The following is a 21,249-nucleotide window of genomic DNA, read 5'->3' on the forward strand; positions in this document are numbered from 1 at the left end:
TAGCTAATTAATAGATCGTTTATTAGCGCGTAGCTTATTAAGTGTTGATTTAATAAACTTGGCTAACGTCAATTTTGGTAGGATAATAAATCATTGGATATCGCATTATTCGCCTGTGAATATGATTCATTTTGAAAGGTTATTTAAATAATCCCCACCACGCGATCTTTATTTCAACACAAAACAGACGCCCCTGTCGGAGAAATGAAAAGTGACCGAGCGGAAAAACGGGTCCGATTATGTCACTCTGAAGAAGTTACCCCCGGTATCGCAAACTGCGGCGCTCCTCTCAGACTTGATAGCGCAACGTTCACCCATCGCTTTGGTGCTGAGGATGTCAGCCTGAAAGCGCAGTGATAAGCGACTGATTCTGGAAATAGTTGCCAGTAACGAGGCGAAAACACACTGCATTAACAAAATAATTTCAAATTATTTACATATATTCAAGTGAACCAATTCTAGACGAACGAGTCTACTGGTCGCAGTTAAGAGAATAATTTATCATGTACGAATTGGAATGCTAACAATTTGCCCAGGAGTCAGTATTGAAAGCGTTAATTATATGCCGGGATAATATCGGCGATACTATAGTCACCACGCCTTTGATTAGAAGTGTCTCTGAAGAGCTTAACTTTGAGGTGGACGTCCTCGCCAATAGTTATAACGCCGCTGTATTGGATGGTAATTCAAATATAAATAATGTCTATACGTATAAGAAGACCCATCACCGCGAAGCCAATGAATCTGTGGTAAAAATACTCTTGAATCGCCTCGCTTTGCTGGTCAAATTGAGACGGCAGCGTTACGACGTGGTCTTCATCGCCAAAGGTCGCTGGGACAAACGGGTATTGCGCTGGGTTCCACTGATTCGCCCTGCCAAAGTGGTTGCCCTGGGCGATCACGATCACCCGCTCATCACCGATCTGGTTATTCCACCGGGTGACGGCAATGAACACTGCGTAGTACGCATGCACCGCTTGCTTGAGCCATTCGATACGAAGGAAGCACCCGGACCGTTGGAGATGATGGCGGATCCGCAACGGGTTCTTGCTGCACGCGAAAAGTATGGAATTCCCGCTACCCTGCCGGTATTCGCGTTGCACATCAGCTCACGCAAAGAAAGGCAACGCTGGTCAGCCGAAAACTTTGCCGCTTTGGCGCATCGAATTGCTGCAATGACGCCATGCCACCTGATGCTTCTCTGGTCGCCAGGCGATGAAAACAATCCACGGCACCCCGGTGATGATGCCAAAGCGGCAAAAGTGATGTCCCTATGTGAAGGGCTGCCGATCACTGCCGTCCCAACGCATCAACTTGAAGAGATGATCGTCGCAACGCAACTGTGCAACTTCCTGATCTGTAGCGATGGCGGGGCGATGCACGTCGCGGCCGCCCTCAATAAACCTATTGTGGCATTATTCGGCAATAGCGACCCTGTTCATTGGGCCCCTTGGGCAGTGCCACATAAAGTCATACAAAAGGATGACGAGAACGTCATGTCGATATCCATAGATGAGGTTTTTGGTGAGGTCAGTCAATTAGCCCACTCGGTTGGCATTACGCAATAGAGTAAACGTGACGATTAGACGTGACGTATCCCGGTCACGTTGTGGGTGCACTGATCAAGGGATCGAGTCGGCAGCCGTTAATTGACACTTTCAACTGTCTGCGAAGCAGGGCAGTCACAGTTGGACGAAATGACCGGCGGAAACTTCCCGATACTGACGTTGCGGTACAATGAAATCCGCAGCGCGTATCGGGCTTTTCACTTCCTGCGCGTCCACTACCCGAATTTGCCTTTTCTCAGGATCAGGGATAGGTACGGCGGCGATCAACCGGCGGGTATAAGGATGTTGTGGATTTTCGAAAATGGCGCTGCGCGGACCGATCTCCACGATTTCACCTAAATACATGACCGCGACGCGATGACTGATGCGTTCTACCACCGCCATATCGTGCGAGATAAAAAGATAAGACAACCCGAGTTGCTGTTGCAGATCAAGCATCAGGTTAATCACCTGCGCCTTGACCGACACATCCAGTGCCGATACCGATTCGTCGGCAATGATAATTTTGGGTTCCAGCGCCAATGCCCTGGCAATACAGATACGTTGGCGCTGTCCGCCGGAAAACTGATGCGGAAAACGCTCCGCCATCCAGTCGTCCAGACCCACCTGTTGCAATAACTCAGCCACACGTCCTTTCGCTTCTTTCGCTGTCACCAGCCCATGGCTGATCATCGGTTCTGCAATGGCATCCCCAATGCGCATGCGTGGATTCAGGCTTTCGTAAGGATCCTGGAATATCATCTGCGCCTGTCGGCGACTGCCGGCCAGCGACGCACTGTTCGCATGACGGATATCCTGCCCCTGAATCAGTATTTCACCCTGACAGGCCGGAGTCAGCCGGATAATCGACCGTCCGGTGGTTGATTTCCCACAGCCTGACTCACCCACCAACGAGAGCGTTTCGCCCGCAAAGAGATCGAACGAGACATCCTCTACCGCGTGGACACGTCCAGAAACCCGGCGGAAAAAACCCGACTTGATATCAAATCGGGTGACCAGATTCCTCACCTCCAGTATCGGTTTATCACGTTGCACCGTGTTAACCGTCTCTTTTGCCGGCTGTATAGCGCCAGTCTGAATATCTACCAGAGGAAAACGTTGCGGCCATTGGGTCCCAGACATCGAACCCAATTTTGGGACTGCCGAAAGCAATGCATGCGTGTAAGGGTGCTGTGCATGTTTGAAAATTTCCCTGGTGGAGGCGTTTTCAACCATTTCACCGCGATACATTACTAACGTGCGATCGGAGACTTCCGCGACTACCCCCATATCGTGGGTAATAAAAAGCACGGACATCCCTTCTTCTTCTTGAAGCGTTTTTATCAGCGTAAGAATTTGCGCCTGTATCGTTACATCCAGAGCGGTCGTCGGTTCGTCTGCAATCAATAAACGCGGATTGCAGGCTAATGCGATGGCAATGACCACCCGTTGACGCATACCCCCCGAAAAACTCATCGGGTATTCATTCAGCCGGGATTTGGCCCCGGGTATGCGCACTTTTTCCAACAGGCGGATCGCCTCCACCTGCGCCTGGGCATCATTCATACCGCGATGACGCTTCAGCACTTCGGTAATCTGATAGCCGACTTTCAGGACCGGGTTCAAACTTGTCATCGGCTCCTGAAAAATCATGCCTATCCGATTGCCACGGACATCCTGCATCTGCTTCTGGGTCAGCGACAGGAGATCGGTTCCTTCAAAATTAATCACGCCCTGATGCTGCGTATGCTGTGCGGATAACAACCGCATGATCGACATCGCCATCACGCTTTTACCCGAGCCGGATTCACCGACTACCGCCACCGTTTCCCGTTCACCCACGGTAAATGAGAGATCGCGCAACACGTTCATCCATTCACCTTTCACCTGAAAGGCGGTATGGAGATTCGATACGGTTAAAATCGGCTCAGCCATGGCTTAATCCTTATTCCGCGGGTTGAGGATATCGCGAAGGGCGTCCCCCACCAGATTGATGGCCACAATCAGCAACAGCAGCGTTATTCCGGGATAAAGACTGATCCAGTAATCTCCCGACATCAGGTATTCAAAACCATTCGAAATCAGCAGTCCCAAAGAAGGTTCTGTCACCGGCAGACCAATTCCGAGGAACGAGAGCGTTGCCTCAAGCATGATCGCGTAGGCGATACGCATGGTCGCCACAACGATCAACGGCGCCAGGCAGTTCGGCAAAATGTGTCGGAACAGGATGCGGTTATCGGGCAGCGCCATGCTGCGCGCGGCATCGACATAGCTGCGGCGGCGTTCAACCAGCGCGGAGCCGCGAATGGTTCGCGCATAGTACGCCCACTGGGTCACGACCAGCGCCAGAATGATTTTATCCACGCCCTGCCCAATGACGGCCAGGAAGATCAACGCAATCAGAATCGGTGGGAAACTGAGCTGGATATCCACAATGCGCATGATCAGCGAATCGACTTTTCCCCCGGCATAGGCACTGATCAGCCCCAGCGACGCCCCGATTAATAGCGCAAACACCGCACTCGACACGCCCACCAGCAGGCTGGTCCGTGTGCCGTAGAGAATGGCGCTGAACAAATCGCGCCCCTGATCGTCAGTCCCCAGCCAGTAGCTCATGCCATTCAGACTGGTTGACCCCGGCGTTAACCGCCCATCCATGATGTCGAGTTGCATCAGATCGTAAGGATTCTGCGGCGAGATAAGCGGTGCAAACACCGCCAAAAAGAGGGCAATGCCGAGAATAATCAGCCCGATGAGCGCCAGTTTGTCGTGTACCAGCGCATTCATCGTATTCACAAATGCCGATCGCGGTACCGCGACAACGGTCTGCGTCTTGCGGGTGTGAACGCTATTGGACATTAGGCGTTACCTCCGATTCGTACCCGCGGGTCGACAAGGACATACAAAATATCCACCAGCAGATTGATCAGGCTGAACATCACAACGGTGATCATCAGGTAGGCGAGAATAACCGGGCGATCGAGCACCGCGATGGAATCAATAATCAGTTTGCCCATTCCTGGCCAGGCATAGATTGTCTCGGTGACCACCGCAAACGCGATCAACGACCCCAACTCCAGTCCGATAACAGTAATCAGTGGAATCAGCGTATTCTTCAGGACGTGGACCAACACGATCCGCGTCTCAGACAGCCCTTTGGCGCGGGCGAACTGAACGAAATCCTGTTGCAGGCACTCCATCACCCCGGCACGGGTCAGGCGGATAATCAGTGAGATTTTGAACAGCGCCAAATTGAATGCCGGAAGAATCAGGTGCGACAGGCCGTCAAGCGTCAGGAAACTGATCGGAACCCCCAGCACATCGACCGTCTGGCCGCGACCCGACGCCGGTAACCAGCCCAGCTTGACGCTGAAAAACATAATCATCACCAGCCCAATCCAGAACGTGGGCAAACTGAAACCCAAAATCGAGAACGTCATGATCGATTTTGAGAGTTTGCCTTGTGGACGAAGTCCAGCGTAGATACCAAGCGGAATACCCACGACCAGCGCCATGACAAAGGCGGTCATCGCCAGTTCGAGCGTGGCGGGCATGCGTTGGAAAATCAGATCCAGCGCAGGCTGGTTGAAAATGAACGAATTACCCATATCGCCCTGCAGGGCATTGGAGAGAAACAGCCAATATTGTTCCCACACCGACTTATCCAGGCCGAAGGACTCAATGACCGCCTGCCGTTCCGCAGGCGTGGCATTGGTGCCCAGCAACAGATCCACCGGATTGCCTACCATATAAACCCCCACGAACACCAGCACTGACATGACCAACAGTGTCAACATGGTTTGTCCGATCCGGCTCAGCAGGTAGGCACTCATCTGGCATCTCCTTCAATATCGCCATAAACACTCAGCGTGCGATCCAGCAACGCGAAGAATCCAGCTTCATCAATCTGTTGCATCACGGTGGCATTGGTTGGCTGCGCCAATTTCCCGTAGAAATCCGCGTAGGTATACCCGGCGGTTTTACCGGTCACCTGCACACCGACGGTAGCAGCGCTGCCACGGAATAATTCTGGCTGTAAAAGCCATGCGACCGTCGTGGCGTCGTGGACCGGACCCCCATCGCGGCCAAACCGCGCTTTGTCGCTGCGATCAAAAGCCTGTAAAAGTGCTTCGATCGCCTTTCCTGGTTTGCCTGCGCGTTGACGCAGTCCACTGGTTTGTTCATTGCCGATCAACGCCTGAAACGTCATGTCCAGCGGCATGATGAACAGCGGGATCCCGGCAGTAAATACTGTTTCTGCGGCATGCGGATCGGCATAAATATTGAATTCCGCCCAAGGCACGCGATGCCCCAGCGCGGTAAACGCACAACTCATCGTGACAATCTGGCGGATCCCCCGCGCGACATCAGGATGTTGCACCAACGCCAGGGCGAGATTGGTCATCGGGCCGATAGCGCAAACGGTAATAGGATCGTTGTCCTGCGCCGCCTGTCGCAACGTGCGCACCAGAAAATCGACCGCATGTTCCGCTTGTGGCTGCAACGTTGCCGCCGGAACCAGATCGTCACTGAATGCACCGATATGGGCATATTTGCCGTAGACCTGATTGCGGAACAAGGGGCCAGCCGCACCCGCAAAAACCGGGACATCACGGCCAGAAAGTGCCACGATCTTGCACGCGTTACGTACCGTTGCCTCAAGCGGCACATTGCCCGCCACCACGGAAATACCCATGACGTCGATCTCGGGTGAGGCTAATGCCAGCCAGATGGCGATGGCATCATCGACGCCCGGATCGGTATCAATAATAATGCGTTGACGAGGCATCTCAGGAATTCTCCGCATATCGGGCCAAGAGTCCGTAAAATAGCGCGAAGACTTTTTCCGCGTTGACGTGGGTCACAATCTCAACGTTAGGTTCCTGGCCGGATTTACCGTACCAGTCAGCCACCGTCTGCCCCATACAGAGCTCACTTTCATGTTCGACAAAAACCCTGGCTTTTTCTGTTGCAAAAAGTGCGGGAGCCAACAAATAGGCGATAACCAGCGGATCGTGCAGCGGCCCGCCGCGCGAACCATAACGGCGGACATCATTGCGATCCCAGAACGCCATCAATTCACCCAGCGGTTGCGAAATCCGGCCGGAAACGGCGATAAAGCGTGCAACATGCTCGGGAGTTAAAATCACCTGATGCGTTGCATCCAACGACAGGACAACAGTAGGGATCTGGCTGGAGAACACGACGTGCGCGGCATGGGGGTCGGCCAGCATATTGAACTCTGAAGTCATGCTGCGGTTTCCGGCTTCGCGGTATGCGCCGCCCATCAGTACCAGACGTTCAATCCCTCCGGCAATGGACGGTTTCATGCTCAGCGCGGTCGCCAGATTGGTCAACGGTCCCAGCGAACACAGGGTGATCTTTTCCTGACGGGCAATGGCCGATTCACAGGATTCAATCAGAAAATTGACCGCATGCAGCGATTCCACTTCTTTGACCGGCGGCGGCAATTCGGTTTTCCCCAGACCATTCTCACCATGGAACTGACCGTGAATCGGGGCGCGGAACATAGGGCGATAACATCCGGCGTATACCGGGATATCGCTGCGACCGCCCAGTTCAGTAATTTGCAGCGCATTGCGCACGGTTCTTTCTAGCGGCTGATTCCCGCAGACGGCACAAATACCGAGAATATTGAGTTCCGGCGAGACAAAAGCGCTCAGCAGCGCAATGGCGTCGTCAATTCCCGGATCACAATCGATGATAATAGGCAGTGCCATTCACAGAGCTCCCACGGAACGTAAAACATCGGCGATTTCGGCACGCGCCTGTTCAGTCAACGGCGACTGCGGTGCCAACGGGTCACCGACGGCAAATCCCTGCAATTGCAGGGCGGTTTTGATGCATCCTGCAATGGAATATTTGGCGAATATCTCGTTGATCCGCCATAAAGGGCGTTGTAATTCCATCGCCAGCGCCCAGTCCCCAGACTGCGCGGCGTCATAAAGTGCAATGCTCTGCTTTGGTACAATGCAGGCCGGGCCTGCCATCCAGCCCACGCCGCCAATCAGCATGACGCAAGCTGGAATATGTGCGGAGGCGGCGAAGACTTCCATCCGCCCTTTGGTTCGTTCAATGATGGAAAGCAGCCGACCCGTATTGGTCGATGCGTCTTTGATATAGCGGATATTCTCTACGTGGCTCAGTCTTTCGATAACCGGCAGACTGAGATCGACACGCTGGAATTGCGGATTGGTATACAGCACCAGCGGTTTTCCCTGCGCGGCGTCGGCAATGGCCCGGAAATAGCGCTCGATCCCTTCGTCGTTCAACGGGAAATAGGCTTCCAGTATCGCCAGAATTCCATCCGCTCCCATCGATATATAACGTTCTGTTTGTTCCACAGCGTCCTGGATGGTGGTCGAGGCAACCCCCACCACCACCGGAACCCGCCCACGAACCGTTTCTATGACGGTTTCGACGACGTCTGTGCGCTGCTGCGGCGAGAGATAGGCAAATTCCCCGGTGCTGCCGAGCGGCGTGAGGCCATGAACACCACTGGCAATAAGGTGCTCAACCAACTCTGCCAGTACGGGCCTGTCAATCAGACCTTCTTTCGTCACTGGCGAAACCAGGTAGGGAAAGACACCACGCAATGAAGACATACTTTCCCTCCTCGTCTGTTACGGTTGATACCAACAGGCTTATTTAGCCGGTGGTAAGGTTCAGTTGTTGTAAACGTTGCTCTGTAATGCAATTTGCCACTGCTTAACTTGATGTTTTACTGACTATTTATTCTCTGTAACAAAGTACGGCAGCGTATAACCGTCAGAACGACCGACGTAGTTATACTGTTTTTTCATCGCCCAGGTGTTGGAAAGGAACAGAACTGGAATCACTCCCACATCTTTCATGGCGATGTCGGTTGCAGCTACCAATAACTGCTCGCGTTTCGCATCATCCAACGTGGAACGTGCGGCGATCAGTGCCTTGTCAAAGGCTTCACTGGAGTAACGCCCCCGGTTTCCCTGCCCGGCATTCGGTCCAAAGGTCTCGAGCAACGGCCCCAATACGCCAGAAGCTTCGCCCGTTTCGACCGCCGCCCCGCCCATAATCAAGCTGAACTCGAGTTTGGAGGCACGGGAGAAATAGACGCTACCCGGCATCGTCACCACATCCGTTTTAATCCCGACGCGGCTGAACATCTGGCCTATCGCCTGCGCGAGTTTGGAGTCATTGGGATAGCGATCGTTGGAGGCGTGGAAAGTCAGCGTAAAGCCATCAGGATATCCGGCTGCGGCCAGTTTCTGTTTGGCCTTGACGGGATCATAAACCGGTGCCGGGATATTGGCGGAGTAGCCGAAATAGCCTTGCGGAACCAGTTGTGAGGCCGGAACGCCCTGCCCATCCATAATCCGGTCAACCAACGCCTGACGGTTAATCGCCAGTGACATCGCCTGGCGCACATCCGTCTTCAGCAATGGGTTTTTACCATCTGGACCGGCAGCAAAAGGTGATACATCACGCTCCTGATCCATATGCAGATACATGATGCGGTTGCCCGGTGTCGACACGCTGCGCAACGCCGTATTTTTCTCGATGTTGCGGTTATCTGCGGTAGGGACGTTCTCGATAAGATCCACATCGCCGGATAACATCGCCGCTACGCGGGCGCTGCTGTTTTTGAACACGCGGATGGTGACTTTTTCCCAGGCGGCCTTCCCTGCCCAGTAATCGTCGAAACGTTCGAGAACCACGTTGTCATCTGGCGTCCACGAAACAAATTTAAACGGCCCGGTGCCAATCACGTCTTTACCGGAATTGAGCGTTTGTGAAGACACATTCTCAAGACGGGCAGGCATAATGGAAATACGGCTGAGGTTATTCAGTAGCAGAGGTGCGGCGGTTTTGGTGGTGATTTTGACCGTCAGCGGATCGACTTCCGTGACCTCGGTAATATCACTGACATAAGGTGCGTATGAACTCGGGCTGTTTTTGGAGGCCAGTGCCACGCGCTTAATGCTGGCAATCACATCCTTCGCGCCAAAATCCGTGCCGTCGTGGAATTTCACGTTTGGGCGTAGCTTGAATTCCCAGGTTGTATCGTCGATCACTTTCCACGAGACGGCGAGTGCGGGCGTGATCTGCTGTTTTTCGTCCTGAATAACCAATCCGTCAAAAATATTGCGGGCCATCGCGCTGTTTGGGCCGCCGACATAAAATTGTGGATCCATGGACGTTGTTGAGGAGGCGAGACCGACGTTCAGATCTGCACCGTAAGCCAGGGGGAGTGAGGCAAATAGGGTAGCGAATATCGCTGCCAGAGTGGATTTCTTCATTCAAATTACCCTTTATATGTAGTCCATTTTATGGGATGTGCTGAAGATCTTATTTTCGAGTCTATGGGGTGGACAGAATAATTAAAAATTGTATTTTGTGTTGCACACATAACAAAATGTTATGGGCTTTGAGAATTGATCATGCGCATTAATCCCAGACAAGTTGAAGCGTTTCACAAAGTCATCCTGACGGGCGGCGTCACATCGGCCGCCAACATGATGAACATAACGCAACCCGCGGTTAGCAGGCTAATCAGGGATTTCGAGTATGCGGTGAACCTCAAACTTTTCAATCGGGATGGTCGTGGTCTGGTGCCGCGGGATGAGGCGATGAAACTCTACCGGGAGGTGGAACGCTTGTATCTGGGTCTGGAGCACATCGCCAGAATTGCCGATGAAATCCGTCACTCAAAAGGCAGTGTCTTGCGCATCGCGACGGTTCACGCCCTCTCCACGCTTTGTGCCAATGAAATATTTCCGACGTTGCTGGAAAAAGTCGCGGATATTTCGCTTTTTCTGGACATCGAAAGTACCAACCATATCACTGACGTGATCGCCGGCAATCAATACGACATCGGGTTTGTTTTTGGTCAGGCGGGCGTAAAAGGATTGGAGGCGGAACTGCTGGCGCAAGCCAATGCGGTGGCGGTGCTGTCGGCGGAACATGTATTGGCCGGTGCAGATGCCATCACCCTTGACGATCTCACGCGCTATCGATCCATTATTCCCGGTCGTAAAACGCCGTTGCGTGAACAGATTGAGCAACAGGTGATTCAGCAACAGCTGTATTTGCACAGCCCGATCGAAACTTCATTGGCCAACTGTTGCACATTGGCCGCCAATAATTCGGGAATTGGTATTGTCGATTCGATGACCGCCCTCAATTACCAGGGGAATATTATTATCAAACCGTTTTTGCCCGAGATAACGATCGCCTACCTGGCGCTCTATCCGCCACAAATTCCGAAAAGTTTGTTGGTTGAGCAGATCACGGAAAATATGCGTTTCCATATTGCAGCGGCGTTGGCGAAGAAATAAGTAGCCCAGTGAAGGCCGCTGGAGGAGATTGCCTCCCCCGGCTCGTGCCCATATCAGGACATGGCAAACTGCTCAAGCACCTTCCCTTCCATACGGTAGCGCACCCATTCATCCTGCGGTGTGGCTCCAATACTTAAATAGAAGTCGATCGCTGGCTGGTTCCAGTCCAATACGCTCCATTCCAAACGGCCGCAACGGCGTTCATAGGCCAACTGGGCGATATGACGCAGCAAGGCTTTGCCCGTGCCCGCACCGCGGAATTTTGGCGTGATGTAGAGATCTTCCAGGTAGATGCCGTTCTTGCCCAGCCAGGTCGAATAGCTCATAAAGAACACCGCATAACCTGCTGGTTCGCCGTTGACACTGCAAATCAGCGCCTCTGCGCAGGCATTGGGGCCAAACAGGCTCTCTTCAATTTCAGCCCGGTTAGTGACTACCTCATCACGGGCTTTTTCATATACCGCCAGCTCAATAATCATATCCAGGATTAGCCTGGCGTCAGCTTGTACCGCTGGGCGGATTTCAATGGTCATCGTTTTTCCTAGTTGAGTGAATTAGCCTGCTTGCCAGCATAATACCGAACCGATATTGTATGAACTGCATTTTCCTCAACATATAATGAATATCATGCATCTGAATTTGCGACGTATCGATCTCAACCTGTTACTGGTGTTTGAAGCGGTCTACCGTCTGCGTTCAGTCACCCGCGCCGCTGCGGAGCTGGCGCTGAGCACATCGGCACTCAGCCATGCGTTGACCAGGCTGCGTAAAAGCCTCTCAGATGAACTGTTTTACCGGGTGGGTAACGATATGCTGCCAACGGTATTTGCAGAAAACCTGGCACCGGCGATCGGCGAAAGCCTCACGCTATTAACCAAGGGATTGAACCCGCGCCCCCCTTTTCTTCCGGCCACCAGCCGCGAAACCTTCACCTTTGCCATTACCGATTACACCGCTTTTGCCGTTTTCCCTATGCTGATGGCCCATCTGCAGGAGATGGCTCCCCATATCTCGTTCCAGCTTTGTTACTCGGAACGTAAAGTGGCGTTAAACGACCTGCTGGCAGGCAAGATTGATTTCGCACTGGGTTTTACCGAATCCACGGATGAGATCTACCCGGAAATTGAAGAGATCGACTGGCTTGAGGACGACTATGTCGCGATATGCTCCCCGATTTTTACGCAAAAATATGGTGCATTGACGCAGGAGCGTTATCTACAGGCGCGTCACGTCGTGGTTACTCCCTGGAATGAGCAACGAGGGGTTATTGATTATCAGTTGGAGAAACAGGGATTGCAGCGAGATATTGCGTTGAAAACCCCTTCATTGTTGGGTTCCCCCTTTATTATTGCGGCCAGCGAATTGCTGATGAGCATTCCACATTACGCAGCCAGGCAATTGCAACGGTCGGCAGCATTAGAGATCCATCCCCTGCCATTCACGATCCCTGCCTATACAATCAAAATCTATCTGCATCGCAAAAACGGACGGCCCGCCGCCTGCAACTGGCTCAAACAGCAATTCACCGAGCTGGCCACAGGCTGGACTGTAGACAGGATTCAAACAAGCGACGCTTTACCTGAGCAGTAAAAAAGAAGCCGCAACGTTATCCGCTGCGACCTTCTTTAGAAAAAAAGGGAAACACATTCTCAGTTGATAGCGAGAAAGTCGCGCGGAAAACATCCCGCTAGCGGTGTTATCAATAAACGTTATGGGAAGTATCGCAATTATCGATTTTTAGTCCTCGTCAGCCTCTGTTACCTTGAAAATGAGCAAAGCCATAAAACGACTTGCACGATGTGTCATTTAGCGTTTTAGGCAGCATCGCCGGTTAATTCATCGACAGGGAGGGAAACTGATGATCTTTCTGGAAAGGAAATATCCACTGCCGGAAATAGTGGAATCTGAATCCCAACGAACGCTCTATGAGGCAGTTACCCAACGTGTAATGCCTCTTGAGCGCCAGTATTGCCTGCTTCTTTCCTGCCAGTACACGAAACTCCGTCAACTGTTGCAGGAACCCGGGTTGGAACATGAGTTGGAACAAGATCAGCGGAGCGAATTGTCTTCCTGGGTAACCGAACTGCAGAGAACGCTGAAGAGTCATGCAGTCGGCGACAATGAACCACTTACTGTCCAGAAGACGGCGTCGTGCAGCAATGCGCTGTGGATGCTGTTTGGTTCAAACGATCATGAAAAGGTTGGGGAAAACATCGACCGTTATTGCCATCGACGCGCTCAGCAAATCGCGCATATTCGCCAACAGTTGATGGAAATCACCAGTTTATCTGCGTTGAAAAAACAGTTGAAGAAACGGCAGCGTAACGAACCCCATATTTCACGCTTTCTTGATGAGTCGCCTCGCGTCTATTCGCATCCTTATTCATAGCCCTTTCACAGCAATAAATAAATAAAGATCCCTCTGACCGGAGGACGCGGCGAAGTTTACCTTCAGCCCTTCTCCGGGTTTTCTGTCATAAAGACCGGTTCGATACGTTTTATCCCTTCGTTATTTACCACAATCCGCGCACGCTCCAGCGAGCTTTCCTTCCCATCCGTCACGCGGCGAATCATATTGATGTGATAGACTTTTCCACTGTAAATCACACTCTCGCCCTCAAGCGTTGGCAACTCATCCAACAGTTCATCGGTATGCTTGAGAAACGGGGTGATATCCAGCCGGGTGATATCCATTACGGAACGATTCATCCCCGAGAAGAGTTGATTACAGTGCCAGAGCCGGACGTGCTTTGAGTAATGCAGGACGTCTTCACTCAGGTAATAATTCTGGATATCCAGAAGATGAACTTTTCGCCGCATGGCACTCACATCTGCGGGTAAATGCCGCTCATTCACAAAGACAAAAGATTCACTGCATTTACCGATCGCCTGACGAAGATTTTTATAGATCATCTGCTGGCGGTCTGGCAGCCAACGACGGAACGTTGAAAACAGCCGGGCGCGAAAACTCTCTTTCATTCGATCTTTGAAGATGTAACCGATCACCATGGCGAGGAACAGTTGTGTGCTCAACGCACCATATTTTCCTTGCCACAAAAAAGCGACGCCGGTAGCGAATATCATCGCAATTGCTGCGGCAAAACCCGCAATGGTGTGGGCCAGGAACGTTTCGCCATGCTTGCGGCGGATATCCAGAAACATCGGGCTACTGATATATTTTTTTAGCGTATTCAGCCGATACACCACCAATTCATTATCCGTGGTAGGCGACGGGAACGTCGCGGGATAATTCGCCTTGCGATAAAACATCTCCTTACGCCAAAAATCGCGTAACTCGCTGTGGGCGGGACTCGGTGGCAAACTGTTGAGTACCTGACGGCCATAGCGAGTGGCAATGAGGGCCATATATTCATCGCAATAATCCACGACACGTTTGGCATTTTCTGGGGCCAGTGAACCGACGTTATCACGCATGCGTCGATAGTGGGACAAGATCTCTGCGGCAGTGGTACTGAAATTAATCAGCGCCAACTCACGCTTTTCTCCGTCCACTTTATTGATATAACGCACTTCCAGATGCAACGCGCGCTTGAAGGTCAGGCAAAACATTTTCAGACGGTATTCATAGCCAACGCTCGACGCCGTATCGCTGTCACCGGAAGTAATTAAACATTCAATCTCTGCCAGCGTCTGCTGACAGGAGTGGGCAAACTTGCGCAACATGAGCGTGGGCGGACGCAGGCGGATATAGTTCTTCAGGCTTTGCTGAAAAATCTGGGGAGGAAAGTTCCAGCGATTTATTTGCAAACTGGAAGGAAAGAACAGCCAGGTTTCAATATGATAATTTTCTGTTTGAATGCCTCTACCGCTTTTTCGCACCGGCAATGAGATGCGCTGTTTTATCTCGATACTGCGCTTGCCCGCCGCTTTGACTGTTTCCCCGATCATCCCCGCCTCCTGCGTAGGTGGCGGCAACCCACTTGTGTTGCCGCCTTATCATGCTTACCAGAGGGCGCTATTGAACCCCATCAGCGGCATCACATATTGTGTCCAGAGAATCAGCAGGAACCAGATGATGATCATCTGTATCATGCCGTATTTGAAAGACTCACCCGTTGAGTAGTGGTCAAGCAAGTAACTGATGTTGGCTGGTTTTGAGTTGAAATAGAGCACGTAGACCTGGTTAATCAGGAAGGCCATCGGCAAGCAGAACCCGACCACGTCCCAACCAAATTTCTTGGCAATACTGATAATAATCGGGAACATGATGATGGTACGCGCCGTTTTACTTTCACTGACCAGCGTAGTGATGGCAAATACGCCACTCATCACCGCAAATACCAGCAGTTTGCCACCGCCTGCGGGATCTATCTGCCATTTATCAAACAAACTGTGGATGTAGAGACCAACGATGTCGGTTTGATCCACCATGCCACCGAGAACGTAGGCACCAAAGCTGAACATCAGCATATGCCAGGGAATATCGGCGTCATTCCATTTCATCACCCCAAGGCGAGGCAGTTTACAGACAGAAGGCATCAGCACCACGCAGGCACCGGCCACGGCGATAACCTCGGCACGCATCCCGTGCAGACGGTCGGTTGCCCATAGCAGCAGCACAACCAGAAAGGTGAGCGCGGCTCTGATTTCCGCAGTAGAGATTGGTCCAAGCTGCTTCAGTTCGTCATGTAAGCGTGACATTCCCCCTTCAATTTTAGGAATGGAATCCTCTTTTTTTATCGGGAAAATCCAACGCGTACCGGTGTACCAGGCAATGGCACACTGGATTAATGCCAGCGGAAACAGCGCGATAAACCAGTCGCCGTAGAAAATTTTGTATCCTGCCTGTTCGATCATCGCAACCGCCAGCAGGTTAGCCGCAGAACCGGTGATGAACGCACTCGCCGACACGTTGTTTGCCAACAGGTTCAGCAACACCATGTTACGACCGACGTTGTTACGCTTTTCGCCACCCGTCGCGCCATAAATTGCAGAAATCACCATGAACAGGGGTAATAACAGCGCGGTTTTGGCGGATGTTGCACTGATAAAGGCACCCAGAATCAGGTTGAGCAGGATAAAGCTCCAGAAGAGCAAGCCGATATTATTGCCCATGCGTACCAGAAGCCAGACCGACATGCGTTTTGCCAGACCGGTTACGACCAGCGCGCTCGCCATGATAAAACTGGCGATATTCAGGATCATGACCGGCTCACCCAGCATGGCAAATGCGGGCCGCATCTTCATTGTTTCGGTGAGAATCACCACCACCACCACAATAAGTGATGTCAGATAATTGGGGATGGATTCGGTCAACCAGAGTACCAGTGAGGCAATGAATATTCCGGTTGCACTGTAGCAGTTGGCTGGAGGAACTTTGGTTTGTGTGTCAAACATCTCGATGGGACCAACCCACTGAAAATGAAACATCAAAAACAGTAGAATGGCTAATGGCATACCAATAAACTTGATGCGCTCCATCCAGACGCCGGATTTGATTTCCTTGAATTTCTCCAGGGAATAATTACGCATATCCAGAGGATCGAACGACTGTGTGGTGTCCTTTTTCGACATGGTCGTATCTCCTTAAGCTCCGGCAAGAGGATATCCCTGCTTGCCGGGGCGTGATAAATCACATGCCAACCACCTGTCTGGCAGCTTTAAGATAATTGGTGTTGGGTAGCTCCTCTATCCCAAGTGCTGCAACGGCGGTTTTGATGCCCTCGTAGTTTTCACTTTCACAACAGACAGTTTCCAGCAATGCCCCGTTAAACCACACCAACGCATACTCACTGATGATGCCGTTGACGCTAAAACCGTAACGCATTTTCTCAATGCTTACCGGCACCAGTTCGCTGCTTGCTTTTGCCAGTGCGATAAACGCCTCAAGCGTATAACTGTCCTGCTCAAGCGGGAGCGATACCTGAAGATGATCCAGTATGGTTTCAAGCTCTTCACGTTGAACCGGAAACTGGAATTTGCCACGGGGTTGGAAAATCTCGTACCCTTCCGGGGTTTCGCCGGTTTTGGTTTTAATATCCAGCAATCCATCGCGTACTTTTACGTTCACGGCATCCGTATGCACAGAGAGAAAGTACGTTTCCTGCGGCATTTTCCGTGCTTTGAACAACGTGGCTTTCGCCTCCCACATTTTATCTTTGACACCGTCTATAATCCCGTGTCCGAATACCCGGAATTCCGCGCGTGGTACTATTTTATCGGCATCACTGGCGGAGGTGGCGACGTTTTTATCCATATGTGTACTCATGATATCCTTCCTGTTGCGTGGTCAGTCAGAGACGGCGTGAACGTTATTTTTCCCAAGTGGTATAAGGATGCGTGACCAGATTTGAATTGAAGTAACGCGGATCGCCGCTCACCTCTTCACCCACCCATACCGGTTTTTCAAAGACCTGATCTTCACTTTGCAACTCCACCTCTGCAACGATTAGCCCTTCGTTGACGCCAAAGAACTCATCGACTTCCCACACCAGCCCTGCATAAGGGATTTTGTAGCGTTTTTTCTCAATAATGGGACGTTCAGCGAGACCATCGAGCATCTCCGTACAATCAGCCAGTGGGATCTCATATTCATATTCCGCACGGGTTGCTGAAACGGTAATGCCTTTAACGGTAAGAAAAGCTTTATCATTAATCGTCCGGATGCGCACCGTGCGTTCTTTGGTGCTGTTAAGATATCCCTGACGGTAATGGGTACCCGATGCCAATCCGCGCCATTCATCGCCAGATAATAAAAACTTACGCTCTATTTCTTTGCCCATTATTTACTCCTTGCTGAATTAAATTACTGCCAAGAAAACGGTAGTCACTGCCTTATTGAATTCATAGTAATTAGCTTTTAAATATTTTGGAAATCGTATTAAGATATCGGACCCATAAGACAGACTTATAGGTTGACGGCGATCTCATAAACAAATTAAAGAAATAAAAACAAAGGGTTATAGTGCGATTTTTTTGTTTCACGACAAAAACAATTTTTAATGAGCAAAGGAAGAGGGTAGACTGAAAGGAGTAATGCGGATTTTTCAGCGATTATTTAAATGATCGAATCACCTATGTTACCGATTTGGTTTTTTTGGTCTTTTCTGTAACGGAACACGCTGTAAATAATTACCCGGTCACGAAATCATATTAATGGTATTAAACATTAACGAGAGTGACCAAAGATGTTATCAAGCAGTTCCGGAATGTCTCCCCAGTTAATATTCGGTGCGTCTTCATGCATTAATGAGATAAAACCCAGAGCGGCGTGAGAAAGTTTTCGCTCGCTGTGGCAAACCAGGTAGTAATCAACGGCAAGATTAAATCCTTTCACAGTAAGCTCTACCATTTCTCCTTGCTCAAGCTCGTCGAAAACCGCCAGGTGCGGGATAGCCGTCACACCGTAGCCGCTGCTTATTAGCCGTTTGGTCGCCTCAATATTGGAAATCGTCACCGTATTCTCTGGGGCAAGCGTGCTGGTATGGCGTTTAAACCACGAGCTCATTTTTGCGCGCATGCGCGTACCTTTTTCACGCATGACAAACGGCATTTCCAGCAGGACTTCCGGCGGCAGTATTTCCGCAGCCCGACAAGCGAGCGGTGAGCTTTTACCCACGACAATTTTGTAATTCTCCCGATGCAGCAACATTTGCTGAACCTGTGAACGGATCACCGATCGTCCGGCGAATCCCAGCTCCACCTCGCCACTGGAGACCAATTCCGCTATGCGCCACGAATTCCCTGCCAGAATCTCAAGCTCGATCCCCGGAAAGCGTTCATGGAAACGACGAATAAAACGGGTAAGGTAGTACGTACCCATCACGCCCGTTGCACCAATTCTCAAACGCCCGACCTGAAGTTTACTGATGTCCTGAAATACGCTCTGCACTTCCTCAAACAACTGAAATATGCGTTGGGTATATTCAAACAACACCTCGCCTTCTTTTGTCAGGCTGACCTGGCGTCGGGAACGATCGAACAGATTGACCTTCAGGAAGGATTCCAGGGCCTGAATCTGCATACTGATCGCGGGTTGGGAAAGGAAAAGGGCCTGCGCCGCTTTAGTGAAGCTGCCGCTTATAACCACCTGGTTGAAAGTCTTAAAGTGATGGATATCCATAACGTCCCCTTTGACGAGTGTTTTCTGCAAACCCTGCCGATGTACTCGCTGTTTTATTTCCCAGCATCATAAAGGCTCGTCATGCTTCCTGCTGGGCAGAGAATCACAGACTCAGATTACGGGCCGCAACAATTGGGGACAGTTCACTGTCAGGCAGCGTTGAATTCTCGTGCGGGAACTGACCAACAGCAAGAGAGGCCGCTGAAACGGTCCTCTTGCTGCCGATTGTCTTACTCTTTCGGCTCTGATGGGGCAGTTTCGGTGTTTCGGTCCCCTTCCGCCTTGAGCTCCTTGCTATGAATCAGCTTCAACGCCAGATATAAGTCAGGCACCAGAATCAGATCACGCTCTTTATTGCTGGAGCGACTCATATGAAACCAACGCGTCAGTTCGGTACGCCGGCCTGCGAGCACCAGGCTGATGCCACGCTGCTTAAGATCCCGCTTCAACTCGTCGACAGCCGCGAGCACGCTGATATCCGCATGGGTGAAACTGGCCACCGCGTCAATCACCACCCAGCGCGGTTGGGAAGGCATACTCTCCACCAAACTGGTGATCCGCCGTTTAAAATAGGCAACATTGAAATAGGTCAACGGCGAATTAAAGCGGTACATCATGACGCCGTCGACAGGTTTTATCCCGTTACCGTTATCAATCGAGTGGATCATACCGTCATCATTCACCCCCAACAGTTGCTCGGTAGGCCGGAAAACAGTGTGCAGAAATTGCAGCAGGCCCAGCAGAACCGCCAGCCCAATACCGGGAATGATCCCCACCAGCAGCACACTCAGGAAAGTAAACAACGCCAGACTGAACGCGGGGCGATTGCGCTTACGCAGCCGGAAAATGCTGCGCATATCAAGCAGCGACCACGAAGCATAAATCAGCACCACACCCAGCACGGCGATGGGAATAAACTGCAGTGGCTCGGCAAAAAATATCACCACCAGAGCGATCGCCAGCGCGGCGATCACTGAAACCAACTGGCTCTTGCCACCGTTGGCATCGTTAACAGCGGTACGGGAGTTTGCACCACTGATGGCAAACCCCTGCGAAAGCCCGGAGACGATATTCACCAACCCCAGCGCGCGAAACTCGGCGTCAGCATCAACTTCGTAGCCATTTTTCGCCGCAAAGCTGCGCGCGGTCAGCATCATACTGACAAAGCTGACGACCGCCAGGTTTAACGCAGGGATCACCAGATCGCGCAGCAGTCCTGGTTTAAAATCAGGCCATGTCACCATCGGTAACCCACCACCGGTATCCCCTGATACCGTTTCGATGCCAAAACGCGACAAATCTGCCGCCCAGGTCAACGCTGTAATCAACACCACGGCAAACAACGGTGCTGGCCAATTAGGCCGGACATAGCGGACCCCAAACAGGATCAACAGCGTCAGCAGTGAGATACCCACCGTGGGCCAGTGACTGTTGAGCAAATTTGCGGGCAGAGCGTAAATGCGCTCAATCAGTTCACTTGAGGGCGACGCAAATCCAAATACCTTGCTGATCTGGTTTACGATAATGGTCAGCGCAACACCGTTCAGCAACCCATTCAAGATCGGACGCGACAGCAGGTCCGCAATCGCGCCCAGCTTGAAACGGCTGGCAATCAGACACCATGTCCCCATCATCAGGGTCATAACGATCGTCAATTGCCAGTGGAGTTCGGTTTTGCCCGCGGCCAGCGGCGTCACTACCGCGGCAATGACCGCGCAGGTGGCCGCATCAGGGCCGACGATCAGCTGGCGCGATGATCCAAAAATTGCGTAGGCGATCATCGGCAGAATGCAGGAATAAAGTCCGACAATCGCACTGACACCCGCCAATTCGGCGTAGGCGATAGCGACCGGCAGTGCAACCGCCGCGACTGAAAGGCCAGCACGGATATCAGGTTTCAGCCAGCTTCGCTCATAAGCAAGCAGGTTCATCAGGCCGGGAGTCATACTCTGGAGGGATTTCAACGTCATATATTATCCATAAGGCATAATAATGGGAACGAACTACATCATGCTTTTTCTCCCATTTGCTGGCAACAGACAATTAAGTTAAATCAGCAGTTTTTAGCCTGTTGCTATTAGATTCAAGGCCCTGGCTTTTTGCAGAAGAGTTTGTCATCAATCTGAAAACCACATTTATTCTGTGCCATTTATTTTTCTCTATCGCTATTTGCTCGAAAGTGATGGCGTTATTTTTCCGCTTTGCTGCCGACACAATCACCACCCTTTAAGAATCGCTTCCTGAATTACCACGGACTGTTCGGTGGACCAAATAATTTCCC

18 protein-coding genes are annotated in these 21,249 nt (G+C 51.4%); 4 read left to right on the top strand and 14 right to left on the bottom strand.

Translation table 11 applies throughout. From position 1 onward, the window contains the following. The first annotated feature begins 545 nt into the window (after positions 1-545). Positions 546-1,568, top strand: coding sequence for a glycosyltransferase family 9 protein (locus DRI82_RS12925; protein ID WP_114194276.1), 1,023 nt, complete (start codon positions 546-548; stop codon positions 1,566-1,568). Positions 1,569-1,682: 114 nt separating this feature from the next. Here the strand turns inward: DRI82_RS12925 and DRI82_RS12930 are convergent, their stop codons facing one another. The 7 genes from DRI82_RS12930 to DRI82_RS12960 form a co-directional block, all read right to left on the bottom strand. Further along, the gene (locus tag DRI82_RS12930; RefSeq protein WP_114194278.1) at positions 1,683-3,482 is read right to left on the bottom strand and encodes an ABC transporter ATP-binding protein; all 1,800 of its coding nucleotides are present in this window, start codon (positions 3,480-3,482) and stop codon (positions 1,683-1,685) included. 3 nt (positions 3,483-3,485) lie between these two features. Beyond that, positions 3,486-4,334, bottom strand: coding sequence for an ABC transporter permease (locus tag DRI82_RS12935; RefSeq protein WP_245956845.1), 849 nt, complete (start codon positions 4,332-4,334; stop codon positions 3,486-3,488). A 71-nt stretch (positions 4,335-4,405) separates the two neighbouring features. Beyond that, positions 4,406-5,380: an ABC transporter permease gene (locus tag DRI82_RS12940; protein WP_114194282.1), complete on the bottom strand. Its 975-nt coding sequence runs from the start codon at positions 5,378-5,380 to the stop codon at positions 4,406-4,408. Further along, on the bottom strand, positions 5,377-6,336 hold the full coding sequence (locus DRI82_RS12945; RefSeq protein WP_114194284.1) for a nucleoside hydrolase: 960 nt from the start codon (positions 6,334-6,336) through the stop codon (positions 5,377-5,379). The genes DRI82_RS12940 and DRI82_RS12945 overlap by 4 nt, the downstream gene beginning before the upstream one ends. A 1-nt stretch (position 6,337) precedes the next feature. Next, positions 6,338-7,288, bottom strand: coding sequence for a nucleoside hydrolase (locus DRI82_RS12950; RefSeq protein WP_114194286.1), 951 nt, complete (start codon positions 7,286-7,288; stop codon positions 6,338-6,340). Beyond that, the gene (locus DRI82_RS12955) at positions 7,289-8,173 is read right to left on the bottom strand and encodes a dihydrodipicolinate synthase family protein (protein WP_114194288.1); all 885 of its coding nucleotides are present in this window, start codon (positions 8,171-8,173) and stop codon (positions 7,289-7,291) included. 123 nt (positions 8,174-8,296) lie between these two features. Continuing rightward, positions 8,297-9,847, bottom strand: a complete 1,551-nt coding sequence (locus tag DRI82_RS12960; RefSeq protein WP_114194290.1) for an ABC transporter substrate-binding protein — start codon at positions 9,845-9,847, stop codon at positions 8,297-8,299. A gap of 141 nt (positions 9,848-9,988) precedes the next feature. Between DRI82_RS12960 and DRI82_RS12965 the strand changes: the two genes are divergently transcribed. Beyond that, the gene (locus DRI82_RS12965; RefSeq protein WP_114194292.1) at positions 9,989-10,885 is read left to right on the top strand and encodes a LysR family transcriptional regulator; all 897 of its coding nucleotides are present in this window, start codon (positions 9,989-9,991) and stop codon (positions 10,883-10,885) included. 53 nt (positions 10,886-10,938) lie between these two features. Here the strand turns inward: DRI82_RS12965 and DRI82_RS12970 are convergent, their stop codons facing one another. Further along, a complete protein-coding gene (locus DRI82_RS12970) occupies positions 10,939-11,418 on the bottom strand; it encodes a GNAT family N-acetyltransferase (protein WP_114194294.1) in 480 nt (159 codons plus the stop codon). 85 nt (positions 11,419-11,503) lie between these two features. On the opposite strand from DRI82_RS12970, the gene DRI82_RS12975 reads away from it, so the two are divergent. Together DRI82_RS12975 and DRI82_RS12980 are read left to right on the top strand one after the other, a co-directional pair. Further along, the gene (locus DRI82_RS12975) at positions 11,504-12,475 is read left to right on the top strand and encodes a LysR family transcriptional regulator (protein ID WP_114194296.1); all 972 of its coding nucleotides are present in this window, start codon (positions 11,504-11,506) and stop codon (positions 12,473-12,475) included. Positions 12,476-12,743: 268 nt separating this feature from the next. Then, positions 12,744-13,274: a hypothetical protein gene (locus tag DRI82_RS12980; protein ID WP_114194298.1), complete on the top strand. Its 531-nt coding sequence runs from the start codon at positions 12,744-12,746 to the stop codon at positions 13,272-13,274. A gap of 62 nt (positions 13,275-13,336) precedes the next feature. On the opposite strand, the gene DRI82_RS12985 is transcribed toward DRI82_RS12980, so the two are convergent. The 6 genes from DRI82_RS12985 to DRI82_RS13010 form a co-directional block, all read right to left on the bottom strand. After that, on the bottom strand, positions 13,337-14,794 hold the full coding sequence (locus DRI82_RS12985; protein WP_114194300.1) for a hypothetical protein: 1,458 nt from the start codon (positions 14,792-14,794) through the stop codon (positions 13,337-13,339). Positions 14,795-14,848: 54 nt separating this feature from the next. Beyond that, entirely contained in the window at positions 14,849-16,420 is a 1,572-nt protein-coding gene (locus tag DRI82_RS12990; RefSeq protein WP_114194302.1) for an SLC13 family permease, read from the bottom strand. Between the two features lie 58 nt (positions 16,421-16,478). Beyond that, the gene (locus DRI82_RS12995; RefSeq protein WP_114194304.1) at positions 16,479-17,114 is read right to left on the bottom strand and encodes a hypothetical protein; all 636 of its coding nucleotides are present in this window, start codon (positions 17,112-17,114) and stop codon (positions 16,479-16,481) included. A 43-nt stretch (positions 17,115-17,157) separates the two neighbouring features. Beyond that, positions 17,158-17,628, bottom strand: a complete 471-nt coding sequence (locus tag DRI82_RS13000) for a CYTH domain-containing protein (RefSeq protein WP_114194306.1) — start codon at positions 17,626-17,628, stop codon at positions 17,158-17,160. 386 nt (positions 17,629-18,014) lie between these two features. After that, a complete protein-coding gene (locus DRI82_RS13005) occupies positions 18,015-18,968 on the bottom strand; it encodes a LysR family transcriptional regulator (RefSeq protein ID WP_114194308.1) in 954 nt (317 codons plus the stop codon). A gap of 230 nt (positions 18,969-19,198) precedes the next feature. Continuing rightward, positions 19,199-20,938 carry a SulP family inorganic anion transporter gene (locus DRI82_RS13010; protein ID WP_114194310.1) on the bottom strand — a complete coding sequence of 580 codons (1,740 nt, stop codon included), beginning with the start codon at positions 20,936-20,938 and terminating at the stop codon, positions 19,199-19,201. Positions 20,939-21,249: the final 311 nt, after the last annotated feature.

The organism is Edaphovirga cremea (genome assembly GCF_003332275.1).
GTDB lineage: Bacteria > Pseudomonadota > Gammaproteobacteria > Enterobacterales > Enterobacteriaceae > Edaphovirga > Edaphovirga cremea.

Coding starts and splice junctions, on each gene's coding strand:
- DRI82_RS12945 (WP_114194284.1), bottom strand. CDS start 6,336: ATGCCTCGTCAACGCATTATTATTGATACCGATCCGGGCGTCGATGAT.
- DRI82_RS12940 (WP_114194282.1), bottom strand. CDS start 5,380: ATGAGTGCCTACCTGCTGAGCCGGATCGGACAAACCATGTTGACACTG.
- DRI82_RS13010 (WP_114194310.1), bottom strand. CDS start 20,938: ATGACGTTGAAATCCCTCCAGAGTATGACTCCCGGCCTGATGAACCTG.
- DRI82_RS12950 (WP_114194286.1), bottom strand. CDS start 7,288: ATGGCACTGCCTATTATCATCGATTGTGATCCGGGAATTGACGACGCC.
- DRI82_RS12990 (WP_114194302.1), bottom strand. CDS start 16,420: ATGTCGAAAAAGGACACCACACAGTCGTTCGATCCTCTGGATATGCGT.
- DRI82_RS12960 (WP_114194290.1), bottom strand. CDS start 9,847: ATGAAGAAATCCACTCTGGCAGCGATATTCGCTACCCTATTTGCCTCA.
- DRI82_RS12935 (WP_245956845.1), bottom strand. CDS start 4,334: ATGAATGCGCTGGTACACGACAAACTGGCGCTCATCGGGCTGATTATT.
- DRI82_RS12965 (WP_114194292.1), top strand. CDS start 9,989: ATGCGCATTAATCCCAGACAAGTTGAAGCGTTTCACAAAGTCATCCTG.
- DRI82_RS12930 (WP_114194278.1), bottom strand. CDS start 3,482: ATGGCTGAGCCGATTTTAACCGTATCGAATCTCCATACCGCCTTTCAG.
- DRI82_RS12980 (WP_114194298.1), top strand. CDS start 12,744: ATGATCTTTCTGGAAAGGAAATATCCACTGCCGGAAATAGTGGAATCT.
- DRI82_RS13000 (WP_114194306.1), bottom strand. CDS start 17,628: ATGGGCAAAGAAATAGAGCGTAAGTTTTTATTATCTGGCGATGAATGG.
- DRI82_RS12995 (WP_114194304.1), bottom strand. CDS start 17,114: ATGAGTACACATATGGATAAAAACGTCGCCACCTCCGCCAGTGATGCC.
- DRI82_RS12955 (WP_114194288.1), bottom strand. CDS start 8,173: ATGTCTTCATTGCGTGGTGTCTTTCCCTACCTGGTTTCGCCAGTGACG.
- DRI82_RS12970 (WP_114194294.1), bottom strand. CDS start 11,418: ATGACCATTGAAATCCGCCCAGCGGTACAAGCTGACGCCAGGCTAATC.
- DRI82_RS13005 (WP_114194308.1), bottom strand. CDS start 18,968: ATGGATATCCATCACTTTAAGACTTTCAACCAGGTGGTTATAAGCGGC.
- DRI82_RS12985 (WP_114194300.1), bottom strand. CDS start 14,794: ATGATCGGGGAAACAGTCAAAGCGGCGGGCAAGCGCAGTATCGAGATA.
- DRI82_RS12975 (WP_114194296.1), top strand. CDS start 11,504: ATGAATATCATGCATCTGAATTTGCGACGTATCGATCTCAACCTGTTA.